Consider the following 24,397-nt stretch of genomic DNA (forward strand, 5'->3'; position numbering starts at 1 on the left):
GGCTATCGGCCATTAACTCTCGGCCTGGCGGTACACCGGGACCTTGCGCGTCGTGCCGGTCAGGGTGTCGAAGATTTCGGTTTCCGCCGTCACGATCGCCATGCCGGTTTTTCTTAGCCTGCGCACCTCGGCGGCAATGCGCTGGATGCCGAACCAGAACAATCCATCCAGCGCCGTTACCGGCAGCCCCTGCTCCAGCGCCAGCTTGAGCCGCTCACGCGGCGCTTTGAGCGCCTTGGCGATTTCCCGGTAAGGCAGCGCGTCCACGCCCGACGCCGAGGTTCGATGAATACGGGTCGACAGGCTGTACTGAAAAGCCTCCGGCACGCCGCTCAAATCGCTTTTCAGGCTGTAGACACAGCCGAAACGCTTGCCGTTGAACACCACATTTTTTTGACTGATCGACAGCTCATCGCGCAGGCCGGCGATCAACTGCGGCGCCCGCACCAGCAATAAGCGAAACGGCAATTCGAAACTGGTCACATAGTCCACGTTGAGCAACGCAATGCGCAGGCGCTCTTCCGCGCCCGCTTGCGTCTCGCGGCACTCGTTCAACACCTCGCTCCACTGGCGCGCAAGCCGCGGGGCCTCATCCAGCGGCGCGAAATGGTATTTCTCGATGTGATAGTCGATTTTCTCGTTCATGTCCGTTGGCCCCCGCGTCAGTCATCTTTGCCAACAGCAAATTACCTTACCCGCGGGCAACAGTACAACACCGCATGACTCACCTGGCGCGGTAAAAAACCGGCGTTAACTCCGGCAGGTACCCAAAGTTCAAGATTAATCGTGCAACAGCAGCGATATCTCTTCGGCGGCCGAGCGCAATAAAGGCAAGTGGTGCTGATACAAACGCTCTGCGGAAACCTGGCTGGCATGCACACCGACGTTCAACGCCGCGGCGATACGGCCGTCCGGCGTGGTGAGCGGCACCGCCAGTGAACGCAGGCCAATCTCCAGTTCCTGATCGTTGATGGCATATCCCTGCTGACGCACGCGCGCCAGCTCTTCCCGCAATGCGCTAACGCTCACCAGGGTATGGCTGGTGTAACGCAGTTGCGTCAGCCGCGCCAAATAGTCATTCAACGGCTCATTGGCGAGCCCGCTCAGCAGAACCCGCCCCATCGACGTCGTGCTGGCAGGTAAGCGACTGCCGACGTGCAAATCGATGGTCATGATCCGCGAAGTCGATGCGCGGGCGATATAAAGAATGTCATCACCGTCCAATATGGCCATGGAACAGGACTCATTGAGCGTCTGGCTGAGTTGCCTCAACACCGGTTGCGCGGCGTTGGCCAACGGCGAAGCCGCCAGCCAGTTATGGCCCAGCGACAAGACGCGCGGGCGCAGCTCATAATTCTTGCCGTCTTCCGCGTACACAAAGCCCAGCTTACTCAGGGTATAAAGGCAGCGGCGCACCGCCGCGCGCGGAATGCCGGTACGCTGGCTAATCTGCGATACCGACATCAGCCGCCGCTGCGGCGTAAAAGCCTGCAGGACTTCCAATCCTCGCGCCAAAGAGGCCATAAAGTCGGGATCCCCCTTCCAGGGATCGGTGCTGCTGCGCGTAATTTCCTGTCCTTTTTCCATTCTCGTTACCCCGCTGTCTGCCTGAAATTTCGGTGTGCCGACGATCACAGCCTGCGAACCTTTGTTAAACAATAGCCGATAATCGCACACTTTTTCGATAATCGGTATTGTTTGCCTGAAAGGGACGATCTACTTTTCCCATTGACGATAGACACTCCCCCCGGCGGGCATCGAACAAAAGGAACAACAGATGATCGATAAAAGTGTGGCCACCCTGGAAGATGCCGTGTCCATCATTCCGGACGGCGCGAGCATCATGATTGGCGGCTTTGGCCCCGCGGGACAGCCGCTGGAACTGATCGATGCGCTGATTGGACGCGGTGCCCGCGAGCTGACGGTAATCAGCAATAACGCCGGCAACGGCGACAGCGGCCTCGCGGCGCTGCTCAAGACCGGCTGTGTGCGAAAGATGATTTGCTCCTTCCCGCGCCAGGCCGATTCGTGGGTCTTCGACGATCTTTATCGCCGCGGCGCGATCGAACTGGAACTGGTGCCGCAGGGCAACCTGGCGGCCCGCATGCAGGCCGCCGGCAGCGGGTTGGGCGGCATTTTCACCCCAACCGCCTTTGGCACGCCGCTGGCGCAAGGCAAAGAAACGCGTGAAATCGACGGGCGTCATTACGTGTTTGAAACGCCCTTGAAGGCGGATTTCGCCTTGATAAAGGCCCATCGGGGTGACCGCTGGGGCAATCTGGTTTACCGCAAAGCGGCGCGTAATTTTGGCCCGGTGATGGCGATGGCCGCCGCCACGACGATAGCGCAGGTGGCTGAATTGGTGCCGTTGGGCGCACTGGATCCGGAAAACGTGATAACGCCGGGCATCTTCGTCCAGCGCCTGGTGGCGGTGGCGCGCCCCGCGACCTTTTCCCTCTCTGCCTGAGGAGTAGAACATGCAAAAATTAACCCGCGACCAATTAGCCCAACGGGTGGCGCGCGATATTCCGGAAGGCGCCTACGTCAACCTCGGAATCGGGCTGCCGACCCGCATCGCTAACTACCTGCCCGCCGACAAAGAAGTGATTCTGCACAGCGAAAACGGCCTGCTCGGCATGGGGCCGTCACCTGCGCCGGGCGAAGAAGATCCGGAACTCATCAACGCCGGCAAAGAGCTGGTGACCTTGCTGCCCGGCGGCAGTTATTTCCATCACGCCGACTCTTTTACCATGATGCGCGGCGGCCATCTCGATATCTGCGTGATGGGGGCGTATCAGGTCTCGGCTGCCGGCGATCTGGCCAACTGGAGCACCGGCGCCGAAGACGCGATCCCGGCGGTGGGCGGCGCCATGGATCTGGCCATCGGCGCGCGCAAAGTCTATGTGATGATGGACTACCTGACCAAGACCGGCGAATGCAAGCTGGTGGAACAGTGCAGCTACCCGTTGACCGGGTTGGCCTGCGTCAGCCGCATCTATTCGGATATGGCAATCCTTGATATCACCCCGGACGGCCCGCAGGTGCTGGAGCTGTGTCCGGGGCTCACCTTTGACGCGCTGCAAGCGTTAACCCCGATACGTTTACTGCAATCTGACCTGATCCCCGCTTGAGGAAATCGCCATGCAACAGGCTTTAATCTGCGATGCCGTTCGTACGCCCTTTGGCCGTTACGGCGGCGCATTATCCGCGCTGCGCGCCGACGATTTGGCCGCTCTGCCCCTGAAGGCGCTGCTTGCCAGGCTGCCGCAGCTGGATCCCCAGGCCATTGATGACGTTATTCTGGGGTGCGCCAACCAGGCCGGTGAAGACAACCGCAACGTGGCGCGAATGGCGCTGCTGCTGGCCGGATTGCCGCACTCCGTGCCGGGCACCACCCTCAATCGCCTGTGCGGTTCGGGATTGGACGCGGTAGGGATGGCGGCGCGCGCCATTAAATGCGGCGAAGCGGAGGTCATCATCGCGGGCGGCGTGGAAAGCATGTCGCGCGCGCCCTTTGTCACCGGCAAAGCGGACAGCGCCTTCAGCCGATCGCTGAAAATGGAAGATACGACGATGGGATGGCGCTTTATCAACCCGCAAATGCGCGCTCAGTTCGGTGTCGAAACCATGCCTGAAACCGCCGAAAATGTGGCTCGCGAATTCGCCGTCAGCCGCGCCGATCAAGACGCCTTTGCATTGCGCAGCCAACAACGCACCGCCCGCGCTCAGGAGCTGGGCCTGTTTGATGAGGAACTGATCGCCGTCAGCATTCCGCAACGCAAAGGCGAACCGCTCAACTTGGTTCGCGACGAACATCCCCGCAGCACCTCTTTGGCCGCGCTGTCCGCACTGAAAGGCGTCGTACACGCCGAGGGGAGCGTCACCGCCGGCAACGCCTCGGGCATCAACGACGGGGCCAGCGCCCTGCTCATTGCCAGCGAACGCGCGGCGGTGCAGTATGGACTCGCCCCGCTGGCGCGGGTGGTCGCCATGTCCGCCTGCGGCGTAGAGCCGCGCATCATGGGTTACGGGCCGGTTCCCGCGGTTCGCAAGGTACTGGCGCAAACCGGTTTGAGCCTGGCGCAAATTGACGTCATCGAGTTGAATGAAGCCTTTGCCGCCCAGGCGCTGGCCGTGACGCGCGCCCTGGGGTTACCGGATGATGCGGAACAGGTCAACCCTAACGGCGGCGCCATCGCGCTGGGCCATCCTCTGGGCGCATCCGGCGGCAGGCTGGCCATGACCGCCGCTTATCAGCTGCGTCGCACCGGCGGGCGCTTTGCCCTGTGCACCATGTGCGTAGGTGTTGGGCAGGGCGTCGCCTTGATTCTGGAACGGATATAACCAATGTCACTCTATAGCGCAATGTTTATGACGTCGCCATTAACGCCCTGCTTCAGCGATACGGCCCTGCTACAGGGCATGCTCGATTTCGAAGCCGGCCTGGCGCAAGCCCTGGCATCTGCAGGGATTATCGATGACGAGTCGGCTCGAATCATACGCAGCCACTGCCGGGCGGAAAAACTCGACGCCGCCGCGCTGGCGCAGTCCGCCGGATTGGCGGGCAACTTAGCGATTCCGCTCGTCAAACAGTTGACGGCGCTGGTGGCTCAACGCTCGCAGGACGCGGCGCGCTTCGTTCACTGGGGGGCAACCAGTCAGGATGCGATTGACAGCGGGCTGGTGCTGCAACTGCGCAGCGCGCTCAACCAAACCGACACGCTGCTCAATCATCTGATTGCGGCGCTGACGGCGCAATGTCGGCGCCATAGCGCAACGTTAATGGTCGGCCGCACCTGGCTGCAACACGCGTTACCCACGACGCTGGGGCTGAAGCTGGCCGGCACGCTGGACGCCTTGCTGCGCTTTCGGGTTCGTCTGGCTGAGATGCGGCCACGCGTGCTGGCGCTGCAATTCGGCGGTGCCGCCGGCACGCTCGCCTCATTCGGCGAGCAGGGAGAACGCGTCGAGCAGGCGCTGGCGGAAGCGCTGGCGCTGCCGCGCAGCGCCACGCCGTGGCATACCCAACGCGACCGGTTGCTGGAACTGGCCGGCTGGTATGCCGGACTCACGGGCACGCTCGGCAAGCTGGCGCGTGACATGTCGCTGTTGATGCAAACCGAGGTCGCTGAAATCAGCGAACCTTCTGCCCCGGGTCGCGGCGGCTCCTCCACCATGCCGCATAAGCGTAATCCGGTACTCTGCGCCGCCATCCTCAGCGCGGCTAACCGTTTGCCTGCGCTGATGGCGGGATTGTATGCCGGCCAGGTGCAAGAGCACGAACGCGCGCTGGGAGGCTGGCAGGCCGAGTGGCAAAGCCTGCCGCAGCTCCTGGTGCTGAGCGGAGCGGCAATGGCGCAAAGCCTTGACCTCGTTAACGGCCTGGAGGTGCATGAAGCGGCGATGCGGCGCAATCTGGCGCTGACGCAGGGGCAGATCATGGCTGAATCGGTTTCCCTGGCCTTAGCCCCGCTTCTCGGCAGCCAGCAGGCGCACCAGCATATCGCGCAATGTTGCCGCCAGGCTCAGGCAACGCAGCAATCCCTGTTAACCCTGCTGTGCGCCGATGCGGAAGTCTCTTCCCGACTCAGCCGGGAAGCTCTGGAGACGCTGCTCGATCCGGCCAATGCCACAGGCAGCGCACAGCGTTTCATTCAACAAGTTCTGGCATCGGCCGAAAAGGAGCAATGATGTTGAATTATGTCCTGGAAGGGCCCGAAAACGCCCCGGTCATTCTGTTCAGCAACTCGCTGGGGACGTCATTGGCAATGTGGCAACCGCAGCGCGACGCGCTCATCTCCCACTATCGCATTCTGCGCTACGACGTTGCCGGCCACGGCGCATCGCCGCCCGGTGAACAACCCGGATCGCTGGCGCTGCTGGGCAGACAGGTGCTGTCATTGCTGGACGCTCTGGCGATTGAGCGCGTCCATTTTTGCGGTATCTCCATGGGGGGGTTAACGGGATTATGGCTGGCGCGTTTTCATCCCGAGCGCTTGCTGACGTTGACCATCGCCAATAGCGCAGCAAAAATTGGAACGGCGGCGAATTGGCGACAACGCGCCGCGCAAGTGCGTCAGTCCGGGATGTCCGCCGTCAGCGATGGCGCAGCATCACGCTGGTTCACGCCGGCATTTTGCCAATCCGCCCCCGCCAGGGTGCAAGCATTATTGCAACAGCTGACCGCCTGCGATCCCAACAGCTATGCCGCTTGCTGCGAAGCATTGGCGAACGCCGATTTACGCGCCGAGCTGGAAGGGATCCTCTTGCCGACGCTGATTATCGCCGGACATGACGACGCGGTAACGACCGTCGATGATGCCAAAGCGTTAGTGGCGGGCATTCCCGGCGCTCAATGCGTCATCTTGCCCGCCTCTCACCTTTCCAGCGTCGAGGCCTGGCGGGCATTCAATCGCACTTTCCGGGCCTTTTTGGATGAACAGCTCACGCAGCGGCAACGCTACCAGCAAGGCATGGCGGTGCGCAGAGCCGTATTGGGCGATGAGCATGTCGATAATACCCTCGCGGCGCTGTCGCCGTTCAACGAGGAATTTCAACATTTCATCACTCGCTACGCCTGGGGGGAAATGTGGACGCGTCCGGGTCTGTCGCGCCATACCCGCAGCCTGATCACCATCGCGATGTTGATCGCCTTGAATCGCGAAGCTGAACTGAAAATGCATATACGAGCCGCCTTCAACAACGGCGTCACGCGCGAAGAGCTCAAAGAAGTCCTGATGCATGCTGCGCTTTACTGCGGCCTGCCCGCCTCGAACGCCGCCTTTCATTTGGCGCAATCCGTCTTTGCCGAACACGATGCCGGGCAGCCGCCGGTCGAATAGAACAGCCGTTTATACCGGCACATCCAGTACTCTCTGACGCAGCGCTGCGACCAGGCGCTGCTGCTCAGGGGGCGTGAACGCCTCTTGCCGGGTAATGATGCCCAACGGTTCTGCCATTCCCTGAGTAGGCAACGGCAGCGCACGCAGGTGATTGCCGAACAGATCGTCGCGCACCGCGCCGTAAGGCACCAGCCAAACATAGCCATACTGCAACGTCAGGCAACGCGCCAGCGTGACCGACAAGGTCTCGACGCAGCCTTCCGGCACGGCCAGCCCGTGGCTGACAATGAGCGCCTCCGCATTCTGGCGCGGTACGGTCCCACGCGGTGAGAGCACCAATGGCCAACTCAGGGCCTCCGCCAGCGTGACATCCGCATGCAGCAGCGGATGATGGGGGGAAACCACCAGCCGCAGCGTTTCATGATACAGCAGCTCGAAATTGAGCCCCTCCATGCGAGAGGGGTCTGACATACGCCCTATCCCTAAGGTTAATTGCCCGGATCTCACCGCCATCATCAGCGCATCGTTGGCCAGCGTCGAAACCTGTATGCGCCAACCTGGCGATTGCTGCTGCAACCCCACCACGACCGGCGCGACCAAACTCACCAGCGTGGTGGGCAGCGCCCCGATATGCAGCGGCGCCGGCAGCGCCTCACTGTCCGATGCGACCGTACGCCCCAACACATTCAGCGCATCCAAAACGCGCCCCGCATCCTGCAGGAAACGCGCCCCGGCGGCGGTCAGCTCTGCCCCCTGCCGGCTGCGCGAAAACAGGCGCTCGCCGGCCAGGCTTTCCAGTTCATTGAGCGTTTTGGAGAGGGCGGGCTGCGTGATGCCCAATTGCTGTGCGGCGCGCACCAGCGTCCCCTGCTGCGCGGTAGCGACAAAGGCGTGCAGATGACGCAGGCGGATGCGTTGGCTAAAGCGAGAAGTCATGTTCATGATTTATAGTATTAACTTGCCGCCAACGCGGCAAGCTCATTCACAGGGCGAACGGAGGTCAAATATCAAAAAAAACGGTCTCGTTCTCGCCCTGTAGCCAGATATCGAAATGGTATACCGTCTGATCACCGCGCTGCCGCCTTTGCGCCAATAACGTGCCGCGCCGTTTCTCCCATTCAATGAGGTTCAACACCGGATCTTCAGCGTTCGCCGCCTGCTCGTCGGCGAAGTAAAGACGCGTGTTCAACCCGATGTTGATGCCGCGGGCCACGATCCATAAATTGAGATGAGGCGCCATCAGCCGGCCGTCGCGCCCCATCACTCTGCCCGGTTTGATCGTCTCAAATTGCCACAGGCCGCTGGTGAAATCCGAACAGGTTCGCCCCCAGCCGCGAAAAGCGGGGTCGTCGGGTTTATCTCGTTGGCCGTCGGCGGGATGCTGATATCGTCCGGCGGCGTTGGCCTGCCAGACTTCAACCAGCGCGTCTCGCACCGGCGTGCCGGTACCGTCATAAACATGCCCTTCCACCACGATGCGTTCCCCGCGCGTTTCCGGTTGCGTCAACACATGGGTGAAATTACGCTCAAAAATGTCAAAACCGGCGGCATGCGGCGCCAAACCGATGTGCACATAAGGGCCGGCGGTTTGCGAGGCCGTTTCAGACAAATACTTTTTCATCACGCGGCTCCCTGTGTACGGTTCTCAAACCACGTGGCCCGATGGCCGCGCAGCACCAGATCGAAGCGGTAGGCCAGGCTGTCCAGCGGCACGGCGGCGTGCATATCCAGCTCGGCAATCAGCGTGCGCATCGCATCGTCGCTGCCTACCGACTGCAAGATGGGGCAACGAACGAGCAACGGATCGCCTTCGAAATACATCTGCGTGATCAACCGCTGCGCGAACGCCTCGCCGGAGAGCGAGAAGTGAATATGCGCCGGACGCCAGTCGCTGACCTGATTGCGCCAGGGGTACGGGCCCGGCTTGATGGTGCGAAAACAGTAATACCCGTTGTCGTCGGTCAGCATCCTGCCGCAGCCGCCAAAATTGGGATCGATAGGCGCCAGATACTGATCCTTCTTGTGACGATAGCGCCCTCCCGCATTAGCCTGCCATACCTCGACCAGGGCGTTGCGCACCGGCGCCCCGAAGGCATCGCGCACATATCCATGCACGATGATCCGCTCGCCGATCGGTAAGCCGTCTTTGGCGTAGTTCAGAATCAGATCGTGATCAATCGGGCCGATATCCGTTGGCGTGAACACGGGTGCGGTCAGTTCAGACAGCGAGTTTTGCAATGAAATTAATGCATTGCGCGGCGATCGCAGCACGCTGGTTTTATACAGCGGCGCCAGCGCAGGCGGGTGATGGCTGTAATCGCGATGCACCAGTTCTCGCGCCATCCAATCACTTTTCATCCCGGTATCCTTATTATTTGAGGGTACATGTCGACAGAGTGTAGGAAGCGCAATATGTAAAAGTAAAGTGAGAAAACCGATCGCTTTATATAACCAAAAGTCATGGAATGTTCTGAATTGACGAAACATTTCATTTGGTCCATAACAGGTTTCAATTCCCGTCGGTGGTCCGCCTCGCTACTGAATGGTCGCTTTCAGGTCATCCATGACCGCTTAACTGGAGGCAATGATGAAACGTTCTATCGCGACGGTCTCGGTATCGGGCTCGCTGCCGGAAAAACTGCGGGCTATCGCCGCCGCAGGCTTTGATGGCGTCGAAATTTTCGATAACGATCTGGTCTATTACCCCGGTTCACCGGCGCAAATCCGTGATCTGTGCGCCGAACTGGGCCTGGAAATTTTGCTGTTCCAGCCGTTTCGGGACTTCGAAGGCGGCCCGCGCGAAAGCCTGGCGCAGAACCTTTCACGCGCAGCGCGCAAGTTCGACGTCATGCAGCAATTGGGCTGCTCGCGCATGCTGCTCTGCAGTAATGTCTCGCCCGACAGCAGCGAAGACATGGCCACGCAAGTGAGCGATTTGCGCGCGTTGGCGGAGTTGGCCGCCGAGTATGATATTACTGTCGGTTATGAAGCGCTGGCATGGGGGCGTCACGTGAACCTGTGGCGCGACGCCTGGGCGCGGGTTAAGGCCGTAGACCATCCGGCGCTGGGGATCATTCTCGATAGTTTTCATATCCTGTCGCGCGGCGATAATCTTGACGGCCTTGATGAAGTCCCGCCCGAAAAAATTGTGTTTGTACAACTGGCGGACGCCCCGCTGCTGAAGATGGACGTGCTCGCCTGGAGCCGCCATTTCCGCTGTTTCCCCGGCCAAGGGGAGCTGAACCTGGCTCAATTCATGACTCAACTTTCCGCGCATGGCTATCGCGGCGCCTGGTCGCTGGAGATATTTAACGATGGTTTCCGCGCCTCGCCGGTGCTTCCCACGGCTCAGGACGGTTTCCGATCGTTGTTGTGGCTGGAGGAACAAACCTATGACTGGTTGGCCAAACAGCCTCTGCTGCCCAACGCCATGGCCTCGCTCATAGAACACTCATTATTTCATTCAGAAGCGCATCCCCCCTTGCTGGCGCTGGAGTTTATCGAATTTGCCGTCTCGCACAGCGATGGGCTGGCGATGGGCCAATGGCTGACGCAGTTGGGATTGGTTCACGCCGGCGAACACCGCTCCAAAAGCGTCGCCCTCTATCGCAACGGCAAAGTGAATGTCATTCTGAATGCCCAGCCGGAAAGTCAGGCCAGCGGCTATTATCACTTGCACGGCATTTCTCTTTGCGCCGTGGCGTGGCGGGTTCGCGGCGTAGCGCGTTTACTGCAACGGGCGCAAGACTACGGTTACGCCCTCTGGCAAGGAGAAACCGGCCCCAACGAGCGGCAAATTCCCGCCCTGTGCGCACCGGACGGCAGCCTGATTTATCTGGTCGAGGCGGACGAAGATCCCAAGAACGATATTTATCACACCGATTTTCATCTGACTCATCGCAGCGCGCCGCCGCCTGCACTGCAGAGCATCGATCACCTCGCGATAGCGCTGACGGACGAATCTTGCGGCAACTGGATCATGTTCCTGCGCAGCGTGCCGGGTTTTGTGCAGGACAACGAGTGGGAACTGCCCGATCCGTTGGGTTTGGTGCGCAGCCGCGTGTTGCGCAGCCCCAACGACGCCATCCGGCTGCCGCTGAATATGTCGGTGAGCCGGGAAACCCAAATCGCCCAGGCATTAACCACCTATCAGGGCGCGGGATTACAGCATGTCGCCTTTGGCTGTAATGATTTGTTCAGCGTCGTGAAAGCGGCTCAGCAGCGTGGATTAAAAACGCTGCGCATCCCCGATAACTACTATCAAGACCTCAGAGCGCGTTTCGATCTTGATCCCGTTTTCCTTTCGCAGCTGCAAGCGTTCAATGTGCTCTACGATCGAGACGAGCAAGGTGGAGAATTACTGCACGTCTATACCGTCGCCTACGAGAAAGGGCGCTTCTTCTTCGAGTTATTGGAACGTCGGGGCGGCTACCGCGGCTTCGGGGCCGCCAACGCCCCGGTTCGGCTCACCGCCATGCGTTAACCATGCGGGCCATCAAGGCCCGCTCATTCTTTCATCTTACTGAAAAGATTAATGATCACGCTCACACTCTCAACCGCTTCCGGCTCAGCCATTCCCACGGCAATCCCTTTTCATAACATAAGGTTAACATTCCACCCTCACTTCCCTCTCACCTCATCGTCCGATAAACGCACATTATTTCGATAATCGACATTTATTGCCCCACCAACGGCTGCTTATAGTGATGACACTCAACTACTGCACCGGGAGCCCCCCATGTCGGGAAACAACGCAATCAATGTTCGGGCGCTGATCGACAGCCGCCCCTTAGGGAAATGGCAAAAGATGGTCGTGCTGCTCGGCTTTTGCATCATTGCTCTGGATGGATTCGATATCGTTATCATGGGATTTATTGCGCCAGAGCTTAAGGCCGATTGGCAAATCACTAATCGCGAGCTGGGGCTGGTGATCAGCGCGGCGCTGATTGGCCTGTCGCTGGGCGCGATGCTTTCCGGGCCATTGTCAGACAGGTTCGGCCGCAAAGTGGTCATCATCAACAGCGTATTCTTTTTTGGCGTTTGGACGCTGGTGACGGCGTTTTCTCAAAATATGGAGCAGATGATATTATTTCGCCTGCTCACCGGCTTGGGGCTGGGCGCCGCCATGCCGAATGTCGGCACCCTGGTGGCGGAATTCGCGCCTGCCCGGCGCCGCGCTTTCTTGATTACCGTGGTCTTCTGCGGCTTCACCTTTGGCGCCGCCTTGGGCGGATTCGCCGCCTCCTGGCTGATGCCACGCTTCGGCTGGCATTCCGTGCTGCTGCTCGGCGGGATCTTGCCCCTGCTGTTCGCGCCCGTGCTGATGGCGGCGTTACCCGAATCGGTGTGTTTCCTGGTGGAGAAACGGGCGAAAAACGACGGAATTCAGCGGATTTTGGCGAAACTGGCGCCCGACCTCGATCTTCGGTACAGCACCATCATATTGCCCCCGCCAAACCAGGCCTGCGCGCACCCCATCAAATTAGTGGTGAGCTCGCAGTACCGTTTCGGCAGTTTAATGCTGTGGGGATCGTATTTTTCCGCGCTGTTTCTGTTCTATACGTTGGGCAGCTGGCTGCCGTTGCTGATTAAAGACGGCGGCTTCAACGTCACGCAAGCGGCGATCATCACCGCCCTGTTTCAGGCGGGCGGCACGCTGGGCTCACTGTTTTCCGGCTGGCTGATGGACAGGTCCGAACCGCATCGCGCTTTGGCGTCCATTTATGGGATGGGGGCGCTGTTCACCCTGCTGATGGGGCCGGCGATGGGCTACCCCGTCCTGATGGGAGGCTGCGCGATGGCGATCGGATTCTGCATCGGAGGAGCCAACACCGGCATGAACGCCCTGTCGGCCAGTTTTTATCCCACCGAAGCCCGGGCTACCGGCTCCAGCTGGATGCACGGCATCGGTCGTTTGGGCGCCATATTGAGCGCGCTGGCCGGCGCTGAAATGCTGGCGCTCGGTTGGAGCTTAAGCACCATTTTCACCGTGCTGGCGCTGCCGGCGCTATTGACGGTGGCGATGATCGTCGCCAAAGGGCGCCATCAAGTTCGCCAAGCGGCAGGGCATGGGTATAAGGCTTACCTTGACGCACGTTCAAATGACATGCGCTGAACGCGCGGAGTAGCCCCCGTTTGAACAGCGACGACAGGATAGCGGGAATGACATTCCCTCCCTTCCTTTCTTCGGTACAGACGCCTTCCGGCTGCAAACACGTGGCGCCTGAGCCGGAAGGCGCAACGCCACCTCATTCCCCTTTTTAACCGCCTCAGAGAAAAATCACTAAGGAGCTCATATGCAAAAAGCGCACAGGACGCGGGACGGGAAGAAGTACCTCCTGTGGTTTCTTGCCGGATTGATGTTCATTATCGGCCTGGCAATCTGCCTTCTCGGCGCCAGATTGGCCTTCGTCGGCGGAACGTTTTATTTCGTGGCGATGGGTCTGGCGATGATTATCGCCGCCGTACTGATTGCCCGGCGCCGTCGCAGCGGCATTATCCTGTACGCGATCGCCTTCGTCGCCTCCCTGTTTTGGGCCGTCGCCGATGCCGGCTGGCATTACTGGCCGCTGTTCTCGCGCCTTTTCACCCTCGGCGTTTTAGCGTTTCTTTGCGCTATCGCCTGGCCATTGATGCCCGGCCATTCGGCCAAAAAAGGCCCGGCTTTCGGCTTAGCGGCGATCCTGGCCATCGGGTTGGGGGTCAGCTTCGGGTGGATGTTCAGATCCCAACCGCTGGTCAGCGCGACGAAAACCATCCCCGTATTTCCAGTAGCCGCCGGCGAGCAACAAAAGAATTGGGAGCACTGGGGAAATACCCCGCACGGCGATCGCTTCGCCGCACTTGATCAAATAAACAAGCAGAACGTTTCCCGCTTGCAGGTGGCCTGGACTGCCCATACCGGCGATCTTCCCGTGAGCAAAGGTTCGGGCGCGGAAGATCAGAATACGCCTTTGCAGGTCGGCGACACGCTTTATGTCTGCACCCCGTACAGTAAAGTGCTGGCTTTAGATGTGGATAGCGGGAAAGAAAAATGGCGTTTCGATCCGCAGGCCGCCTCGCCGAACTGGCAGCGCTGCCGGGGCCTGGGTTACTACGAGGATCACGCCGCTCCTGCAGCAACAGGCTCGAGTCGCCCACCCGCGATCTGTTCGCGTCGTTTGTTCCTGCCCACGATTGACGCCAGACTCATCGCCCTTGATGCCGACACGGGGAAATTGTGCGACGCCTTTGGCGATCGCGGTACCGTCGATCTCGGCAGCGGCATGGGCGAAATCAAACCGGGCTATTATCAACAAACCTCCACGCCGCTGGTGGCCGGAGAAATCGTCGTCGTGGGGGGACGCGTAGCGGACAACTTTTCCACCGATGAGCCTCCCGGCGTTGTTCGAGCTTATGATGTTCACTCCGGCAACCTCGTGTGGGCCTGGGATCCGGGCAACCCTGAACTGAGCGGCCTGCCGCCGGAGGGGCAAACCTATACTCGCGGCACGCCGAATGTCTGGTCAGCCATGTCCTATGACAAGCGGTTGAACCTCATCTATTTACCCACAGGCAACGCGACGCCAGACTTTTTCGGCGGCACTCGCAGCGCGCTGGACGATAAATACAGCTCCGCCGTCGTCGCCATAGACGCCGCTACCGGCAAAGTTCGCTGGCACTATCAGACGACCCACCACGATTTGTGGGACTTCGATCTGCCCTCACAGCCACTGTTGTTCGATTTGCCCGACGGCAAAGGCGGCATTACGCCGGTTCTGGTGCAAACCAGCAAGCAAGGCATGATTTTCATGCTCAACCGCGTGACCGGCGAGCCCGTCGCGCAAGTTGAAGAACGCCCGGTGCCAACGGGAGCTATCAAGGGTGAACGCTATTCCCCCACCCAGCCGTACTCAGTGGGGATGCCGATGATTGGCAATGAACAACTGAAAGAGTCGGATATGTGGGGCGCAACGCCGATTGACCTGCTGTTATGCCGCATTCAGTTTAAAGAAATGCGCTATCAAGGCATTTTCACCCCGCCGGGTGAAGACCGCGCCCTGCAATACCCAGGCTCCCTGGGAGGAATGAACTGGGGCAGCGTCGCCGTGGATCCCCACAATAATCTGATGTTCGTTAACGACATGCGTCTGGGATTGGCGCATTATCTGGTGCCGAGGGATAAGGTGCCGACCAACGCCAGCGGTATTGAAATGGGGATAGTCCCGATGGAGGGCACCCCGTTCGGGGCCCTGCGAGAACGGTTCCTCTCCCCGCTGGGGATCCCCTGCCAGAAACCGCCGTTCGGCACGATGTCCGCCGTGGACCTGACTACCGGCAAATTGGTGTGGCAGGTCCCTGTCGGGACAGTCGAGGATACCGGGCCGCTCGGCATCAGCATGCATATGCCGATCCCTATCGGCATGCCAACGCTGGGCGCGCCGCTGTCGACGCAGTCGGGTCTTCTGTTTTTCGCCGGCACGCAAGACTTCTATTTACGCGCCTTTGACACCGCCAACGGTAAAGAGATTTGGAAATCGCGCTTGCCGGTCGGGAGCCAATCCGGCCCGATGACTTACCTTTCGCCGAAAACCGGCAAACAGTACATTGTCATCAATGCGGGGGGCGCACGCCAATCACCGATGCGCGGCGACTACATTATCGCCTATGCGCTACCGGACAAGTAATCCCGCACGAGAAATATCAAGGCGCATCGGGTTTACAGAGTAAGTAAATCCCATCGGCAACGGGCGGCGTCAAACCCGCCCTATCGTTCACAACATGACAAACGGTAAGACGAAAAAGGGTCGGGGCAAGGAAAAGGGGCTGCAACCGGTCAGAACGGAAGTTTTACTGTGATGGGGATCGTTGAAAGATTTATTCGTAAGTGATTGAATAGTGGCGGAGAGAGGGGGATTTGAACCCCCGGTAGAGTTGCCCCTACTCCAGTTTTCGAGACTGGTCCGTTCAGCCGCTCCGGCATCTCTCCTGACAACGCTTGCTATCATGCCCGCTTTTGCGGCATTTTTACAGCATTAGCATACCGCTGAACGTTCAAGTGATGAGTTTACGAGCAACCTGATGATTAAATGGCCGTGGAAAGCGACTCAACCCTCTCAATCCCAGGCAGACATCGAGGCCCAGTGGCAGGACGCGCTGGCGATCCCGCTGCTCTCGCCGCTGAATGAGCAGGAGCGGCAGCGGCTGGTGGCCGTCGCCGGGCAGATCTTGCAGCAAAAGCGCATCGTGCCGCTGCAGGGGCTGCAGCTCACCTCGCAAATGCAGGCGCGCATCGCCCTGCTGTTCGCCCTGCCGGTGCTGGAGCTCGGCGCGGAGTGCCTCGACGGCTTCAACGAAATCCTGCTCTACCCCACCCCGTTCGTGGTGGAAGACGAATGGCAGGACGAAATCGGCCTGGTGCACTCGGGGCCGGTGGTGCAGTCCGGCCAGAGCTGGGAACAAGGGCCGATCGTGCTCAATTGGCAAGACGTGCAGGACTCTTTCGATCTCTCCGGTTTCAATCTGGTGATCCACGAAGCGGTGCACAAGCTGGATATGCGCAACGGCGGCGTCGCCACCGGCGTGCCGCCGATCCCGCTGCGCGAGGTGGCCGCCTGGGAACATGACCTGCACGCCGCAATGGAAAGCCTGCAGGACGAGATCGACATGGTCGGCGAAGAGGCCGCCAGCATGGACGCCTACGCCGCCACCGATGCGGCCGAGTGCTTCGCCGTGCTGTCGGAGTATTTTTTCAGCGCCCCCGAGCTGCTGGCAGAACGCTTTCCGGCGCTGTATCAGCACTTTTGCCGCTTCTACCGCCAGGATCCGCTGGCGCGCCTGCTGCGCGGCCAGGCGGAAAACGACGCGCAATGGGCTGACTGACGGGCATATTGCTCAGATACCGAGCAGTCGCGCCGCCTGGGGCAATTTAGCGTTGACACACCCGGGGCGGCTGGATATGATGCGCCCCGTTCACACGATTCCTCTGTAGTTCAGTCGGTAGAACGGCGGACTGTTAATCCGTATGTCACTGGTTCGAGTCCAGTCAGAGGAGCCATATTTAGAGAAGCCCGCTTAAGGAAACTTAAGCGGGCTTTTTGCTGTTGGGCGTTTACAGCCCGCGTTGTTCCATCAGCAGCGCCAGATCGACCAAGCGGTTGGAGAAGCCCCACTCGTTGTCATACCAGGCGAGCACTTTCACCAGGTTGCCGCCGATCACCAGCGTGGACAGGCCGTCGATGATCGACGAACGCGCATCGCCCCGATAGTCGCTCGACACCAGCGGTTCATCGCTGTACCCCAAAATTCCTTTCAGCGGGCCGGACGCCGCCGCCGCGCGGAAAGCGGCGTTAATCTCCTCCACCGTCGCCGGGCGTTTCAGCGTCACCGTCAGATCGACGATCGAGACAACCGGCACCGGCACCCGCAGCGAGTAACCGGTCAGGCGGCCGTCGAGATCCGGGATCACCTTGCCGAGCGCCTTGGCCGCACCGCTGGAGTAAGGCACGATCGACTCCGCCGCCGCCCGCGCGCCGCGCAGATCTTTTTCCGGCTGATCGTGCAGCGCCTGGCTGTTGGTATAGGCGTGGGTGGTGTTCATCAGCCCGTATTCGATGCCGAACGCCTGATGCAACACCTGCGCGGCGGGCGCCAGCCCGTTGGTGGTGCAGCTACCGTTGCTGACCACTTTATGCCGCGCCGGATCGTAGAGTTGGTCGTTAACCCCCATGACGATGGTGATGTCGTCGTTCTTGGCCGGCGCCGAGATAATCACCCGCTTGGCGCCGCCGTGCGTGATGTGCACTTCCGCCTTGGCTTTATCGGTAAAGAAGCCCGTCGCTTCGATCACCACGTCCACGCCCACGCTGCTCCAGGGGATCTCGGCGGGATCGCGCTGCGAAAACACCTGAATCGGCCGGCCGTCCAGCAGCAGCTGGTTGTCGCCGGCTTCCACCCTGGCCGCCAGCGTGCCGGAAAGCGTGTCGTATTTCAGCAGATGCGCCAGCGTTTTGCTGTCCGTCAGATCGTTGATCGCCACCACTTCAAAATCGCTGCGCCCCAGCGCCGCGCGCAGCACGTTGCGCCCGATCCTGCCGAAGCCGTTAATGCCAACTTTCACCATGATGCTCTCCTCGTTTTGGGCTTTGCCTCAAATCTAGCCCTGCCCCGAGGCGGCGTAAATGACGTTTACCGATCAATTTACGCCAAATTGCGCGCATGGAAGCGTTCGCGGTATTCGCTCGGGGTCAGTTGCAGTTTGCGCTCAAACACCCGCCGCAGGTTAAGGCCGTTGCCGAAGCCGGTGGCCAGCGCGATCTGTTCGATGCCCTCCGCACTCTGCTCGAGGCGCTGCCTGGCGGTATGCAACCGCCCTTCTTCGACGAATTTGGCGGGAGAAATGCCCGTCTCGCGGGTGAATACGCGGGTAAAGTTGCGCGGGCTCATCGCCACGCGGTCGGCCAACCGATCGACGCTGAGATCGTCGGCGAGGTTTTCCAGGATCCAGGACTGCAGGTCGCGGATCGGGCCCGGCGATTTGGCCTGGTTGAGCGGGTAGCGGCTGAACTGCGCCTGCCCGCCGGGGCGTCGCAAAAACATCACCAGATCCTGCGCCACTTCGCGCGCCTGCACGAAGCCGTAGTCGTCCTCCACCAGCGCCAGCGTCAGATCGAAGCCGGAGCTGACGCCGCCGGAGGTCCAGATCGGCCCGTCCTGCACGTAGATCGGGCCGTTCTCGACCTGCACCCGCGGGAAGCGCGCCTGCAGCGTTTCCGCCAGCCGCCAGTGGGTAGTCGCCCGCCGCCCGTCCAGCAACCCGGCTTCGGCCAGCAGCAGAGCCCCGCCGCAAACGGAAGCGATACGGCGCGCCTGCGGGGCCGCGCGGCGCAGCCAATCCGCCACCAGGGCGCCCTCTTCTTCGGTCGCCCCCTTGCCGGCAACAATGACGGTATCGCGCGGCAGGGCCGGATCGAGATCCGCCAGGCGGTGGTCGGCCAACAGGCTCAGCCCGGACAGGCCGTGTACCACCCGATGGGATTGCGTGGTGGCGACCGCGATCTGATACAGCGGCGCCTCGGCAGGACTCAGACGGTTAGCCTGCATCAGGATATCGGCGATGCCCGCCGCTTCGAACAGCATGCCCCCTTCAGGGACGATAATCAGGAATGTATGCATGGCGATAATAGGAAGAACAAGCAAAACAGGTCAGACAGCCACTGTATAAGAAAAGCCTCGCCGGTTCACCCTGCGGGCATAAAAAAGCCCGTCGGCAAGCGCCGACGGGCCAACAAAGCACTGTCCTCAAGCCTGCGGCAGGCTCACCCCGCCGGCGCGCGCCAATTGCGCCAGCAGCGCCGTTTGAAACGCCTCGTCGTATACCGCCGCGTGAGGTTCGAAGCGCTGTTGATGGTGCCAATAGCCGCCGGACGCCAGAGCCTGCGGCTCATCGCTGCTCACCAGCCACGCCTGCGTCACATGCCCCAGCGCCAGATCGTCTGGCGCATCCGCGCCGCCCATTTTGGTCGGCACCCAGCCGGGATCGACCGCGCTGCTGATCACGTCAGGCCACAGGCGCGCCACGGCGGCGGCCAGCGCGGTGACGAACAGTTTGCTGTCCGAATAGGAGCCGGCTGCGCCGCCGAGCCAGTCCACGCCGCTCAGTTCCGCCACGCCGTCAAAGTGCATGCTGCTGCTCAGATAGACGATACGCTTGGGGCGTTCGATCAGGGCCGTCAGCAGGTAGGGCGCAACGACGTTCACCGGCATCACCTGCGGCCCGGTAAACATACCGGCGTTGTGGATCACCGCGTCCGGGCGGCCGAGGCGGTTGACCTGCTCGGCAAGCTGCCGGATCTGCTGCACATCGGACAGATCGCCGATCGTCGCCTGTGCGCCGCGATCCAGCAGATCGCGCACCGCGTCCAAACGGCCGGGCTCACGCGCATGCAGAATTACCTGATGCCCTTCGTCCAACAGCGTTTGCGCGGCGGCGCGGCCCAGCCCGTCTACCGAACCGGTAATGAAAATGCGTGACATGCCACTCCTCCGTTTAGCGCCAGCCGAGCGCCGGCGCGATATGGGTTAAAATCGATTCGATGACGTGGGCGTTGTAATCCACGCCCAGCTGGTTAGGCACGGTCAGCAGCAGCGTATCCGCTTCGGCGATGGCCTCGTCCTGCGCCAGCTGCTCGATCAGCACGTCCGGCTCGGCGGCATAGCTGCGGCCGAAGATCGCCCGGGTCTGCGCGTCGATATACCCCAGTTGATCGCCCTCCTTGCCGCCGCCGCCGAAGTAGTTGCGATCCCGCTGATCCACCAGCGCGAAGATGCTGCGGCTGACGGAAACCCGCGGCTCGCGCGCATGGCCCGCCTCTTGCCAGGCGGCGCGGTAGGCGCGGATCTGCTTGGCCTGCTGGATATGGAAGGGTTCGCCGGTTTCGTCGTTCTTGAGCGTCGAGCTTTGCAGGTTCATGCCCAGCTTCGCCGCCCAGACGGCGGTGGCGTTCGAACCGGCGCCCCACCAGATGCGGTCGCGCAGCCCGGCGGAAAACGGCTCCGGCCGCAGCAGCCCGGGCGGATTCGGGAACATCGGCTGTGGATTGGGCTCGGCGAACCCTTCGCCGCGCAGCGCTTCCAGGAACACTTCGGTATGGCGACGGGCCATGTCCGCGTCGCTCTCGCTGTCGGCCGGGGCATAGCCGAAATAGCGCCAGCCGTCGATCACCTGCTCCGGCGAGCCGCGGCTGATGCCGAGCTGCAGCCGCCCGCCGGCGATCAGATCCGCCGCGCCGGCGTCTTCCACCATGTACAGCGGATTTTCATAACGCATGTCGATCACGCCGGTGCCGATCTCGATGCGTTGGGTTTTGGCGCCGATGGCGGCCAGCAGCGGGAACGGCGACCCCAGCTGGCGTGCAAAGTGGTGTACGCGAAAATAGGCGCCGTCCGCCCCCAGATCTTCGGCGGCGACCGCCAGATCGATGGACTGCAGCAGCGCATCCGCCGCGGAACGGGTGCCGGACTGGGCGGAAGGCGACCAGTGGCCAAACGAGAGAAAACCAATCTTTTTCATCGGGAATCGTCCTCAAAGGCAAAATCATCGGCCTACAGTGACAAAAATCGCGCGCTCTGCGCCAGCAAAATCGCCCCCGATCGCACTAAACGAACCGATTGCCGCCGCGCCGCCCGGCGATTGTAATCAAAAAACAAATGTCGTATAACAAGCAGCTCCGAGGGGTGTCCTGTTACGGGCTGAGATGGCGCAAGCCGAACCCTTTGAACCTGATCTGGGTCATGCCAGCGAAGGGACGGTTAGGCAACAACGCTCTCACCCGTTGCCTGTTCATACCCCAGCGTGCCCGGATCTCCACTGACTCAAGGAGGTCCCATGTCCATCACCACCCTGTTCGAAAGCGGTCTTTACGGCCGGCTGCGCCAACATGCCGGCAGCCACTGGCAAGATTACGTTGATCACCCGTTTCTGCAGCAGCTGGCCGCCGGCACCTTGCCCGAACGCGCGTTTCGCCGCTACCTGACCCAGGACTATCTGTTCCTGCTGCACTTCGCCCGCGCCTACGCGCTGCTGGTCAGCAAGCTGCGCACCCTGCCGGAGATGCGCGCCGCTACCGCCTCGCTCAACGGCATCGTCGCCGAACTGCCGCTGCACGTGGCCTACTGCGCCGAATGGGGGCTGAGCGAAGCGCAGATCGCCGCCCAGCCGGAAGCGGCGGAAACCATGAACTATACCCGCTACGTGCTGGATATCGGCCATGCCGGCGACGCCCTCGATCTGCTGGCTGGCCTGCTGCCCTGCGTGGCCGGCTATGCCGAAATCGGCCTGCGGCTGCTGCACGATCCCGCCACCCAAATGGAGGGCAATCCTTACGCCTCCTGGATCCGCAACTACGGCGACGAGGGCTATCTGGCCGGCGTGCGCGCCGCCATCGAGCTGCTGGAAACCGTCGGCCACCAGCGCGGCGCACAAGGCCGCTTCACCGAGCTGGCGCAGATTTTCACCACCGCCACCCAGCTGGAATCGGCATTTTGGCAAATGGGGCTGAACGCCTCATGACCACCCCGCGTCTCCCGCCCGGCATCCAGGTGCGGGATCTCAGCCTGCGTTTCGGTCAGCAAATCGTCTTCGACCGGCTGAGCTTCGACATCGCCGGCGGCAGCTTCGTCGCCCTGCTCGGAGCCAGCGGCGCCGGCAAAACCAGCCTGCTGAAGATCATCGCCGGCCTGGCGCAGGCCACCTCAGGCACGGTGACCGGCAGCGACGGTTTGCCGATCGCCGGGCGCATCGCCTACATGGGGCAAAAAGACCTGCTCTACCCGTGGCTGACCGTCGAAGAAAACGTCGCCCTCGGCGCGCGGCTGCGCGGCGAAACGCCGGACCGGGCGTGGGCGGCGCACCTGCTGGAACGCGTGGGCCTGGCCGCTCATGGCCGCAGCCTGCCCGCCGCGCTGTCCGGCGGCATGCGCCAGCGCGCCGCCATCGCCCGCACGCTCTATGAACGCCAGCCGATCGTGCTGATGGATGAACCCTTTTCGGCGCTGGACGCCATCACCCGCGCCGAGATCCAGAGCCTGGCCGCCGAACTGCTGGCGCAAAACACCGTGCTGCTGATCACCCACGACCCGATGGAAGCCTGCCGCCTGAGCCACCGGCTGCTGGTGCTGTCGCCCTGGCCGCTGGGCCTCGACGATACCCACCGCATCAGCGGGCGGCCGCCGCGTGCGCCGGATGACGCCGGCCTGCTGAAAAGCCAGGCCGAGCTGCTGCAGCAGATGGTGAGGGCCGCGCAATGAATATCGCCAAAGAGCGCGGCCTCACCCGCCTGCGGCGCGGGCTGACGGTGTTCGTCGGCCTGCTGCTGCTGTGGTGGCTGGCGGCGCAAAGCGGCATTCCGGCCTTCCTGCTGCCCACGCCGGGCGCGGTGGCGCAGGCGCTGTGGGACGGGCGCGGCTATCTCACCTGGCACACGCTGATCACCGCTTCGGAGATCGTCAGCGGGCTGGCGCTGGGCGTGCTGCTCGGCGCGGCGCTGGCGCTGTGCATGATCTTCTCGCCACGCCTGCAGCGCTGGCTGATGCCGCTGGTGCTCACCAGCCAGGCGATACCGGTGTTCGCCCTGGCGCCGCTGCTGGTGCTGTGGTTCGGCTTCGGCATGAGCGCCAAGGTGGCGATGGCGGTGCTGGTGATTTTCTTCCCGGTGGTGTCGGCCTTTTTCGACGGGCTGCGCCGGGTCAACAACGACTATCTCGATCTGGCGCGCACGATGCGCGCTTCGCGCTGGGCGCAGCTGCGGCACGTGCGGCTGATGGCGGCGCTACCGGCCTTCGGCTCCGGCCTGCGCATGGCCGCCGCCGTCGCGCCGATCGGCGCCATCATCGGCGAATGGGTCGGCTCGGCCGAAGGGCTGGGCTACGTGATGCTGAACGCCAACGCGCGCATGCAGACCGACGTCTGCTTCGCCGCGCTGTTTATTTTGGTGCTGATGACCGTGCTGCTGTGGGCCGCGGTGGATGCGCTGCTGCGGCGCCTGATCGCCTGGGCGCCGGAAAACGACTGATGATTGCAACCATAACCAGGGATAAAGGAACGACCATGATCAAACAAACCCTCTGCGGGCTGCTGCTCGGCGCCGCCATCACCGGCCAGGCCGGCGCGGCCGAAAAGCTGACGCTGGTGCTCGACTGGTACATCAACCCCGATCACGCGCCGATTATGGTGGCCGAGCAGATCGGCGCCTTCAAGGCCGCAGGGCTGGACGTCAAGATCGTGCCGCCGTCCGATCCGGCGCTGCCGCCGCGGCTGGTGGCCGCCAAACAGGCCGACCTCGCCATCACTTACCAACCGCAGCTGCATTTCTTCGCCGATCAGGGCCTGCCGCTGATGCGCGTCGGCACGCTGATCAACACGCCGCTGAATACGGTGATCGCGCTGGATAAAAACATCACGTCGCCGGCGGATCTCAAGGGCAAGACGGTGGGTTACTCGGTCAGCGGCATCGAACAGGCGACGCTGGCCACCATGGTCGAACACGAACACCTCAAGCCGCAGGACATCAAGCTCATCAACGTCAACTTCCAGCTGACCAGCGCCCTGCTGGCGGGCCAGGTCGATGCAGTGATCGGCGGCTACCGCAACATCGAAGCGCTGGAGCTGAAGCTGCAGGGCAAGACGCCGGTGGTGTTCAACGTCGAAGATTACGGCGTGCCGGCCTACGACGAGCTGATCATCGTCGCCCACCGCGATGCGGTGAACGAGCCGAAAATCCGCAAGTTCCTCGCCGCGCTGAAGCAAGGCAGCGACTACCTGCACGCGCACCCGCAGGACACCTGGCTGGCGTTCGCCAAGGCGCACCCGGAGCTGAATACCGAGCTGAACAAACAGGCGTGGCAAGCCAGCCTGCCGCTGTTCGCGCGCGATCCGGCCAAGCTGGATCGCGCCCGCTACCAGACTTACGAACAGTTCCTGTTCGACAACAAGCTGATCAAGAAAATCACCCCGGTGGAACAGTACGCGGTGGAGCTGGATTAACGAGGCGGAACAGCTGCTGCAGGCGTGCAGCGGC

At 61.7% G+C, this 24,397-nt stretch carries 22 protein-coding genes, 2 tRNA genes and 1 riboswitch; of the genes, 14 read left to right on the forward strand and 10 right to left on the reverse strand.

Annotated elements, in window-relative coordinates:
• Positions 1-12: 12 nt before the first annotated feature.
• Together SSARUM_RS15175 and SSARUM_RS15180 are read right to left on the reverse strand one after the other, a co-directional pair.
• Positions 13-645, reverse strand: a complete 633-nt coding sequence (locus SSARUM_RS15175; protein ID WP_039565325.1) for an ECs1377 family protein — start codon at positions 643-645, stop codon at positions 13-15.
• Positions 646-780: 135 nt separating this feature from the next.
• Positions 781-1,587 (reverse strand): IclR family transcriptional regulator domain-containing protein, encoded by an 807-nt coding sequence (locus SSARUM_RS15180; RefSeq protein ID WP_033635136.1) that lies wholly within the window; start codon positions 1,585-1,587, stop codon positions 781-783.
• A gap of 190 nt (positions 1,588-1,777) precedes the next feature.
• Between SSARUM_RS15180 and SSARUM_RS15185 the strand changes: the two genes are divergently transcribed.
• Genes SSARUM_RS15185 through pcaDC form a run of 5 tightly spaced genes read left to right on the forward strand, consistent with a single transcriptional unit; the run spans position 1,778 to position 6,842 of the window.
• The gene (locus SSARUM_RS15185; RefSeq protein ID WP_039565323.1) at positions 1,778-2,467 is read left to right on the forward strand and encodes a 3-oxoacid CoA-transferase subunit A; all 690 of its coding nucleotides are present in this window, start codon (positions 1,778-1,780) and stop codon (positions 2,465-2,467) included.
• Between the two features lie 10 nt (positions 2,468-2,477).
• Positions 2,478-3,131, forward strand: coding sequence for a 3-oxoacid CoA-transferase subunit B (locus SSARUM_RS15190; RefSeq protein ID WP_039565321.1), 654 nt, complete (start codon positions 2,478-2,480; stop codon positions 3,129-3,131).
• A gap of 10 nt (positions 3,132-3,141) precedes the next feature.
• A complete protein-coding gene (gene pcaF / locus SSARUM_RS15195; RefSeq protein ID WP_060430274.1) occupies positions 3,142-4,344 on the forward strand; it encodes a 3-oxoadipyl-CoA thiolase in 1,203 nt (400 codons plus the stop codon).
• 3 nt (positions 4,345-4,347) lie between these two features.
• Positions 4,348-5,691, forward strand: a complete 1,344-nt coding sequence (gene pcaB, locus SSARUM_RS15200) for a 3-carboxy-cis,cis-muconate cycloisomerase (RefSeq protein ID WP_049211392.1) — start codon at positions 4,348-4,350, stop codon at positions 5,689-5,691.
• On the forward strand, positions 5,688-6,842 hold the full coding sequence (gene pcaDC / locus SSARUM_RS24675) for a bifunctional 3-oxoadipate enol-lactonase/4-carboxymuconolactone decarboxylase PcaDC (RefSeq protein WP_060430276.1): 1,155 nt from the start codon (positions 5,688-5,690) through the stop codon (positions 6,840-6,842). The genes pcaB and pcaDC overlap by 4 nt, the downstream gene beginning before the upstream one ends.
• 9 nt (positions 6,843-6,851) lie before the next feature.
• Here pcaDC and SSARUM_RS15215 read toward each other — a convergent pair whose 3' ends face one another.
• From SSARUM_RS15215 to pcaH, 3 genes are read right to left on the reverse strand one after another with little or no spacing between them, the layout of a single operon-like run.
• Positions 6,852-7,784 (reverse strand): LysR substrate-binding domain-containing protein, encoded by a 933-nt coding sequence (locus tag SSARUM_RS15215; protein WP_060430278.1) that lies wholly within the window; start codon positions 7,782-7,784, stop codon positions 6,852-6,854.
• Between the two features lie 58 nt (positions 7,785-7,842).
• Positions 7,843-8,463 (reverse strand): protocatechuate 3,4-dioxygenase subunit alpha, encoded by a 621-nt coding sequence (gene pcaG, locus SSARUM_RS15220; protein ID WP_033635143.1) that lies wholly within the window; start codon positions 8,461-8,463, stop codon positions 7,843-7,845.
• Positions 8,463-9,200, reverse strand: a complete 738-nt coding sequence (pcaH, locus tag SSARUM_RS15225) for a protocatechuate 3,4-dioxygenase subunit beta (protein ID WP_033647894.1) — start codon at positions 9,198-9,200, stop codon at positions 8,463-8,465. The genes pcaG and pcaH overlap by 1 nt, the downstream gene beginning before the upstream one ends.
• A 229-nt stretch (positions 9,201-9,429) precedes the next feature.
• On the opposite strand from pcaH, the gene SSARUM_RS15230 reads away from it, so the two are divergent.
• The 3 genes from SSARUM_RS15230 to SSARUM_RS15240 all read left to right on the forward strand — a co-directional run bounded on the left by SSARUM_RS15230 (position 9,430) and on the right by SSARUM_RS15240 (position 15,508).
• Positions 9,430-11,325: a bifunctional sugar phosphate isomerase/epimerase/4-hydroxyphenylpyruvate dioxygenase family protein gene (locus tag SSARUM_RS15230; protein ID WP_033635145.1), complete on the forward strand. Its 1,896-nt coding sequence runs from the start codon at positions 9,430-9,432 to the stop codon at positions 11,323-11,325.
• Positions 11,326-11,580: 255 nt separating this feature from the next.
• Entirely contained in the window at positions 11,581-12,957 is a 1,377-nt protein-coding gene (locus SSARUM_RS15235; RefSeq protein ID WP_049211384.1) for an MFS transporter, read from the forward strand.
• Between the two features lie 181 nt (positions 12,958-13,138).
• The gene (locus SSARUM_RS15240) at positions 13,139-15,508 is read left to right on the forward strand and encodes a glucose/quinate/shikimate family membrane-bound PQQ-dependent dehydrogenase (RefSeq protein ID WP_049211382.1); all 2,370 of its coding nucleotides are present in this window, start codon (positions 13,139-13,141) and stop codon (positions 15,506-15,508) included.
• A gap of 212 nt (positions 15,509-15,720) precedes the next feature.
• Here SSARUM_RS15240 and SSARUM_RS15245 read toward each other — a convergent pair.
• Positions 15,721-15,810 (reverse strand) — tRNA-Ser (locus SSARUM_RS15245).
• A gap of 92 nt (positions 15,811-15,902) precedes the next feature.
• Between SSARUM_RS15245 and mtfA the strand changes: the two genes are divergently transcribed.
• Together mtfA and SSARUM_RS15255 are read left to right on the forward strand one after the other, a co-directional pair.
• On the forward strand, positions 15,903-16,703 hold the full coding sequence (mtfA, locus tag SSARUM_RS15250; RefSeq protein ID WP_033635147.1) for a DgsA anti-repressor MtfA: 801 nt from the start codon (positions 15,903-15,905) through the stop codon (positions 16,701-16,703).
• Between the two features lie 99 nt (positions 16,704-16,802).
• A tRNA-Asn gene (locus SSARUM_RS15255) sits at positions 16,803-16,878 on the forward strand.
• A 54-nt stretch (positions 16,879-16,932) separates the two neighbouring features.
• On the opposite strand, the gene gap is transcribed toward SSARUM_RS15255, so the two are convergent.
• The 4 genes from gap to SSARUM_RS15275 all read right to left on the reverse strand — a co-directional run bounded on the left by gap (position 16,933) and on the right by SSARUM_RS15275 (position 20,892).
• Positions 16,933-17,943: a type I glyceraldehyde-3-phosphate dehydrogenase gene (gene gap / locus SSARUM_RS15260; RefSeq protein WP_033647897.1), complete on the reverse strand. Its 1,011-nt coding sequence runs from the start codon at positions 17,941-17,943 to the stop codon at positions 16,933-16,935.
• Positions 17,944-18,020: 77 nt separating this feature from the next.
• A complete protein-coding gene (locus SSARUM_RS15265; RefSeq protein ID WP_033647898.1) occupies positions 18,021-18,995 on the reverse strand; it encodes a GlxA family transcriptional regulator in 975 nt (324 codons plus the stop codon).
• 126 nt (positions 18,996-19,121) lie between these two features.
• Positions 19,122-19,856: an SDR family NAD(P)-dependent oxidoreductase gene (locus SSARUM_RS15270; RefSeq protein ID WP_033647899.1), complete on the reverse strand. Its 735-nt coding sequence runs from the start codon at positions 19,854-19,856 to the stop codon at positions 19,122-19,124.
• Between the two features lie 13 nt (positions 19,857-19,869).
• The gene (locus SSARUM_RS15275; RefSeq protein ID WP_060437427.1) at positions 19,870-20,892 is read right to left on the reverse strand and encodes an LLM class flavin-dependent oxidoreductase; all 1,023 of its coding nucleotides are present in this window, start codon (positions 20,890-20,892) and stop codon (positions 19,870-19,872) included.
• A 150-nt stretch (positions 20,893-21,042) separates the two neighbouring features.
• Positions 21,043-21,145, forward strand: a riboswitch (TPP riboswitch).
• 62 nt (positions 21,146-21,207) lie between these two features.
• Here SSARUM_RS15275 and SSARUM_RS15280 point away from each other — a divergent pair.
• From SSARUM_RS15280 to SSARUM_RS15295, 4 genes are read left to right on the forward strand one after another with little or no spacing between them, the layout of a single operon-like run.
• Complete coding sequence (locus SSARUM_RS15280; RefSeq protein ID WP_049213260.1) at positions 21,208-21,891, forward strand: TenA family protein; 684 nt, start codon at positions 21,208-21,210, stop codon at positions 21,889-21,891.
• Positions 21,888-22,628 (forward strand): ABC transporter ATP-binding protein, encoded by a 741-nt coding sequence (locus tag SSARUM_RS15285; protein ID WP_049213262.1) that lies wholly within the window; start codon positions 21,888-21,890, stop codon positions 22,626-22,628. The genes SSARUM_RS15280 and SSARUM_RS15285 overlap by 4 nt, the downstream gene beginning before the upstream one ends.
• A complete protein-coding gene (locus tag SSARUM_RS15290) occupies positions 22,625-23,392 on the forward strand; it encodes an ABC transporter permease (protein WP_049213264.1) in 768 nt (255 codons plus the stop codon). Before SSARUM_RS15285 ends, SSARUM_RS15290 begins: the two co-directional genes overlap by 4 nt.
• Positions 23,393-23,427: 35 nt before the next feature.
• Positions 23,428-24,363 (forward strand): ABC transporter substrate-binding protein, encoded by a 936-nt coding sequence (locus SSARUM_RS15295; RefSeq protein WP_060419061.1) that lies wholly within the window; start codon positions 23,428-23,430, stop codon positions 24,361-24,363.
• The last annotated feature ends 34 nt before the right edge of the window (positions 24,364-24,397 follow it).

This window comes from Serratia sarumanii (genome assembly GCF_029962605.1).
Lineage (GTDB): Bacteria > Pseudomonadota > Gammaproteobacteria > Enterobacterales > Enterobacteriaceae > Serratia > Serratia sarumanii.

Coding starts and splice junctions, on each gene's coding strand:
- SSARUM_RS15285 (WP_049213262.1), top strand. CDS start 21,888: ATGACCACCCCGCGTCTCCCGCCCGGCATCCAGGTGCGGGATCTCAGC.
- pcaDC (WP_060430276.1), top strand. CDS start 5,688: ATGATGTTGAATTATGTCCTGGAAGGGCCCGAAAACGCCCCGGTCATT.
- SSARUM_RS15175 (WP_039565325.1), bottom strand. CDS start 645: ATGAACGAGAAAATCGACTATCACATCGAGAAATACCATTTCGCGCCG.
- SSARUM_RS15275 (WP_060437427.1), bottom strand. CDS start 20,892: ATGAAAAAGATTGGTTTTCTCTCGTTTGGCCACTGGTCGCCTTCCGCC.
- SSARUM_RS15180 (WP_033635136.1), bottom strand. CDS start 1,587: ATGGAAAAAGGACAGGAAATTACGCGCAGCAGCACCGATCCCTGGAAG.
- SSARUM_RS15240 (WP_049211382.1), top strand. CDS start 13,139: ATGCAAAAAGCGCACAGGACGCGGGACGGGAAGAAGTACCTCCTGTGG.
- mtfA (WP_033635147.1), top strand. CDS start 15,903: ATGATTAAATGGCCGTGGAAAGCGACTCAACCCTCTCAATCCCAGGCA.
- SSARUM_RS15290 (WP_049213264.1), top strand. CDS start 22,625: ATGAATATCGCCAAAGAGCGCGGCCTCACCCGCCTGCGGCGCGGGCTG.
- pcaB (WP_049211392.1), top strand. CDS start 4,348: ATGTCACTCTATAGCGCAATGTTTATGACGTCGCCATTAACGCCCTGC.
- SSARUM_RS15280 (WP_049213260.1), top strand. CDS start 21,208: ATGTCCATCACCACCCTGTTCGAAAGCGGTCTTTACGGCCGGCTGCGC.
- SSARUM_RS15190 (WP_039565321.1), top strand. CDS start 2,478: ATGCAAAAATTAACCCGCGACCAATTAGCCCAACGGGTGGCGCGCGAT.
- SSARUM_RS15295 (WP_060419061.1), top strand. CDS start 23,428: ATGATCAAACAAACCCTCTGCGGGCTGCTGCTCGGCGCCGCCATCACC.
- SSARUM_RS15185 (WP_039565323.1), top strand. CDS start 1,778: ATGATCGATAAAAGTGTGGCCACCCTGGAAGATGCCGTGTCCATCATT.
- SSARUM_RS15230 (WP_033635145.1), top strand. CDS start 9,430: ATGAAACGTTCTATCGCGACGGTCTCGGTATCGGGCTCGCTGCCGGAA.
- gap (WP_033647897.1), bottom strand. CDS start 17,943: ATGGTGAAAGTTGGCATTAACGGCTTCGGCAGGATCGGGCGCAACGTG.
- SSARUM_RS15265 (WP_033647898.1), bottom strand. CDS start 18,995: ATGCATACATTCCTGATTATCGTCCCTGAAGGGGGCATGCTGTTCGAA.
- pcaF (WP_060430274.1), top strand. CDS start 3,142: ATGCAACAGGCTTTAATCTGCGATGCCGTTCGTACGCCCTTTGGCCGT.
- SSARUM_RS15215 (WP_060430278.1), bottom strand. CDS start 7,784: ATGAACATGACTTCTCGCTTTAGCCAACGCATCCGCCTGCGTCATCTG.
- SSARUM_RS15235 (WP_049211384.1), top strand. CDS start 11,581: ATGTCGGGAAACAACGCAATCAATGTTCGGGCGCTGATCGACAGCCGC.
- pcaG (WP_033635143.1), bottom strand. CDS start 8,463: ATGAAAAAGTATTTGTCTGAAACGGCCTCGCAAACCGCCGGCCCTTAT.
- pcaH (WP_033647894.1), bottom strand. CDS start 9,200: ATGAAAAGTGATTGGATGGCGCGAGAACTGGTGCATCGCGATTACAGC.
- SSARUM_RS15270 (WP_033647899.1), bottom strand. CDS start 19,856: ATGTCACGCATTTTCATTACCGGTTCGGTAGACGGGCTGGGCCGCGCC.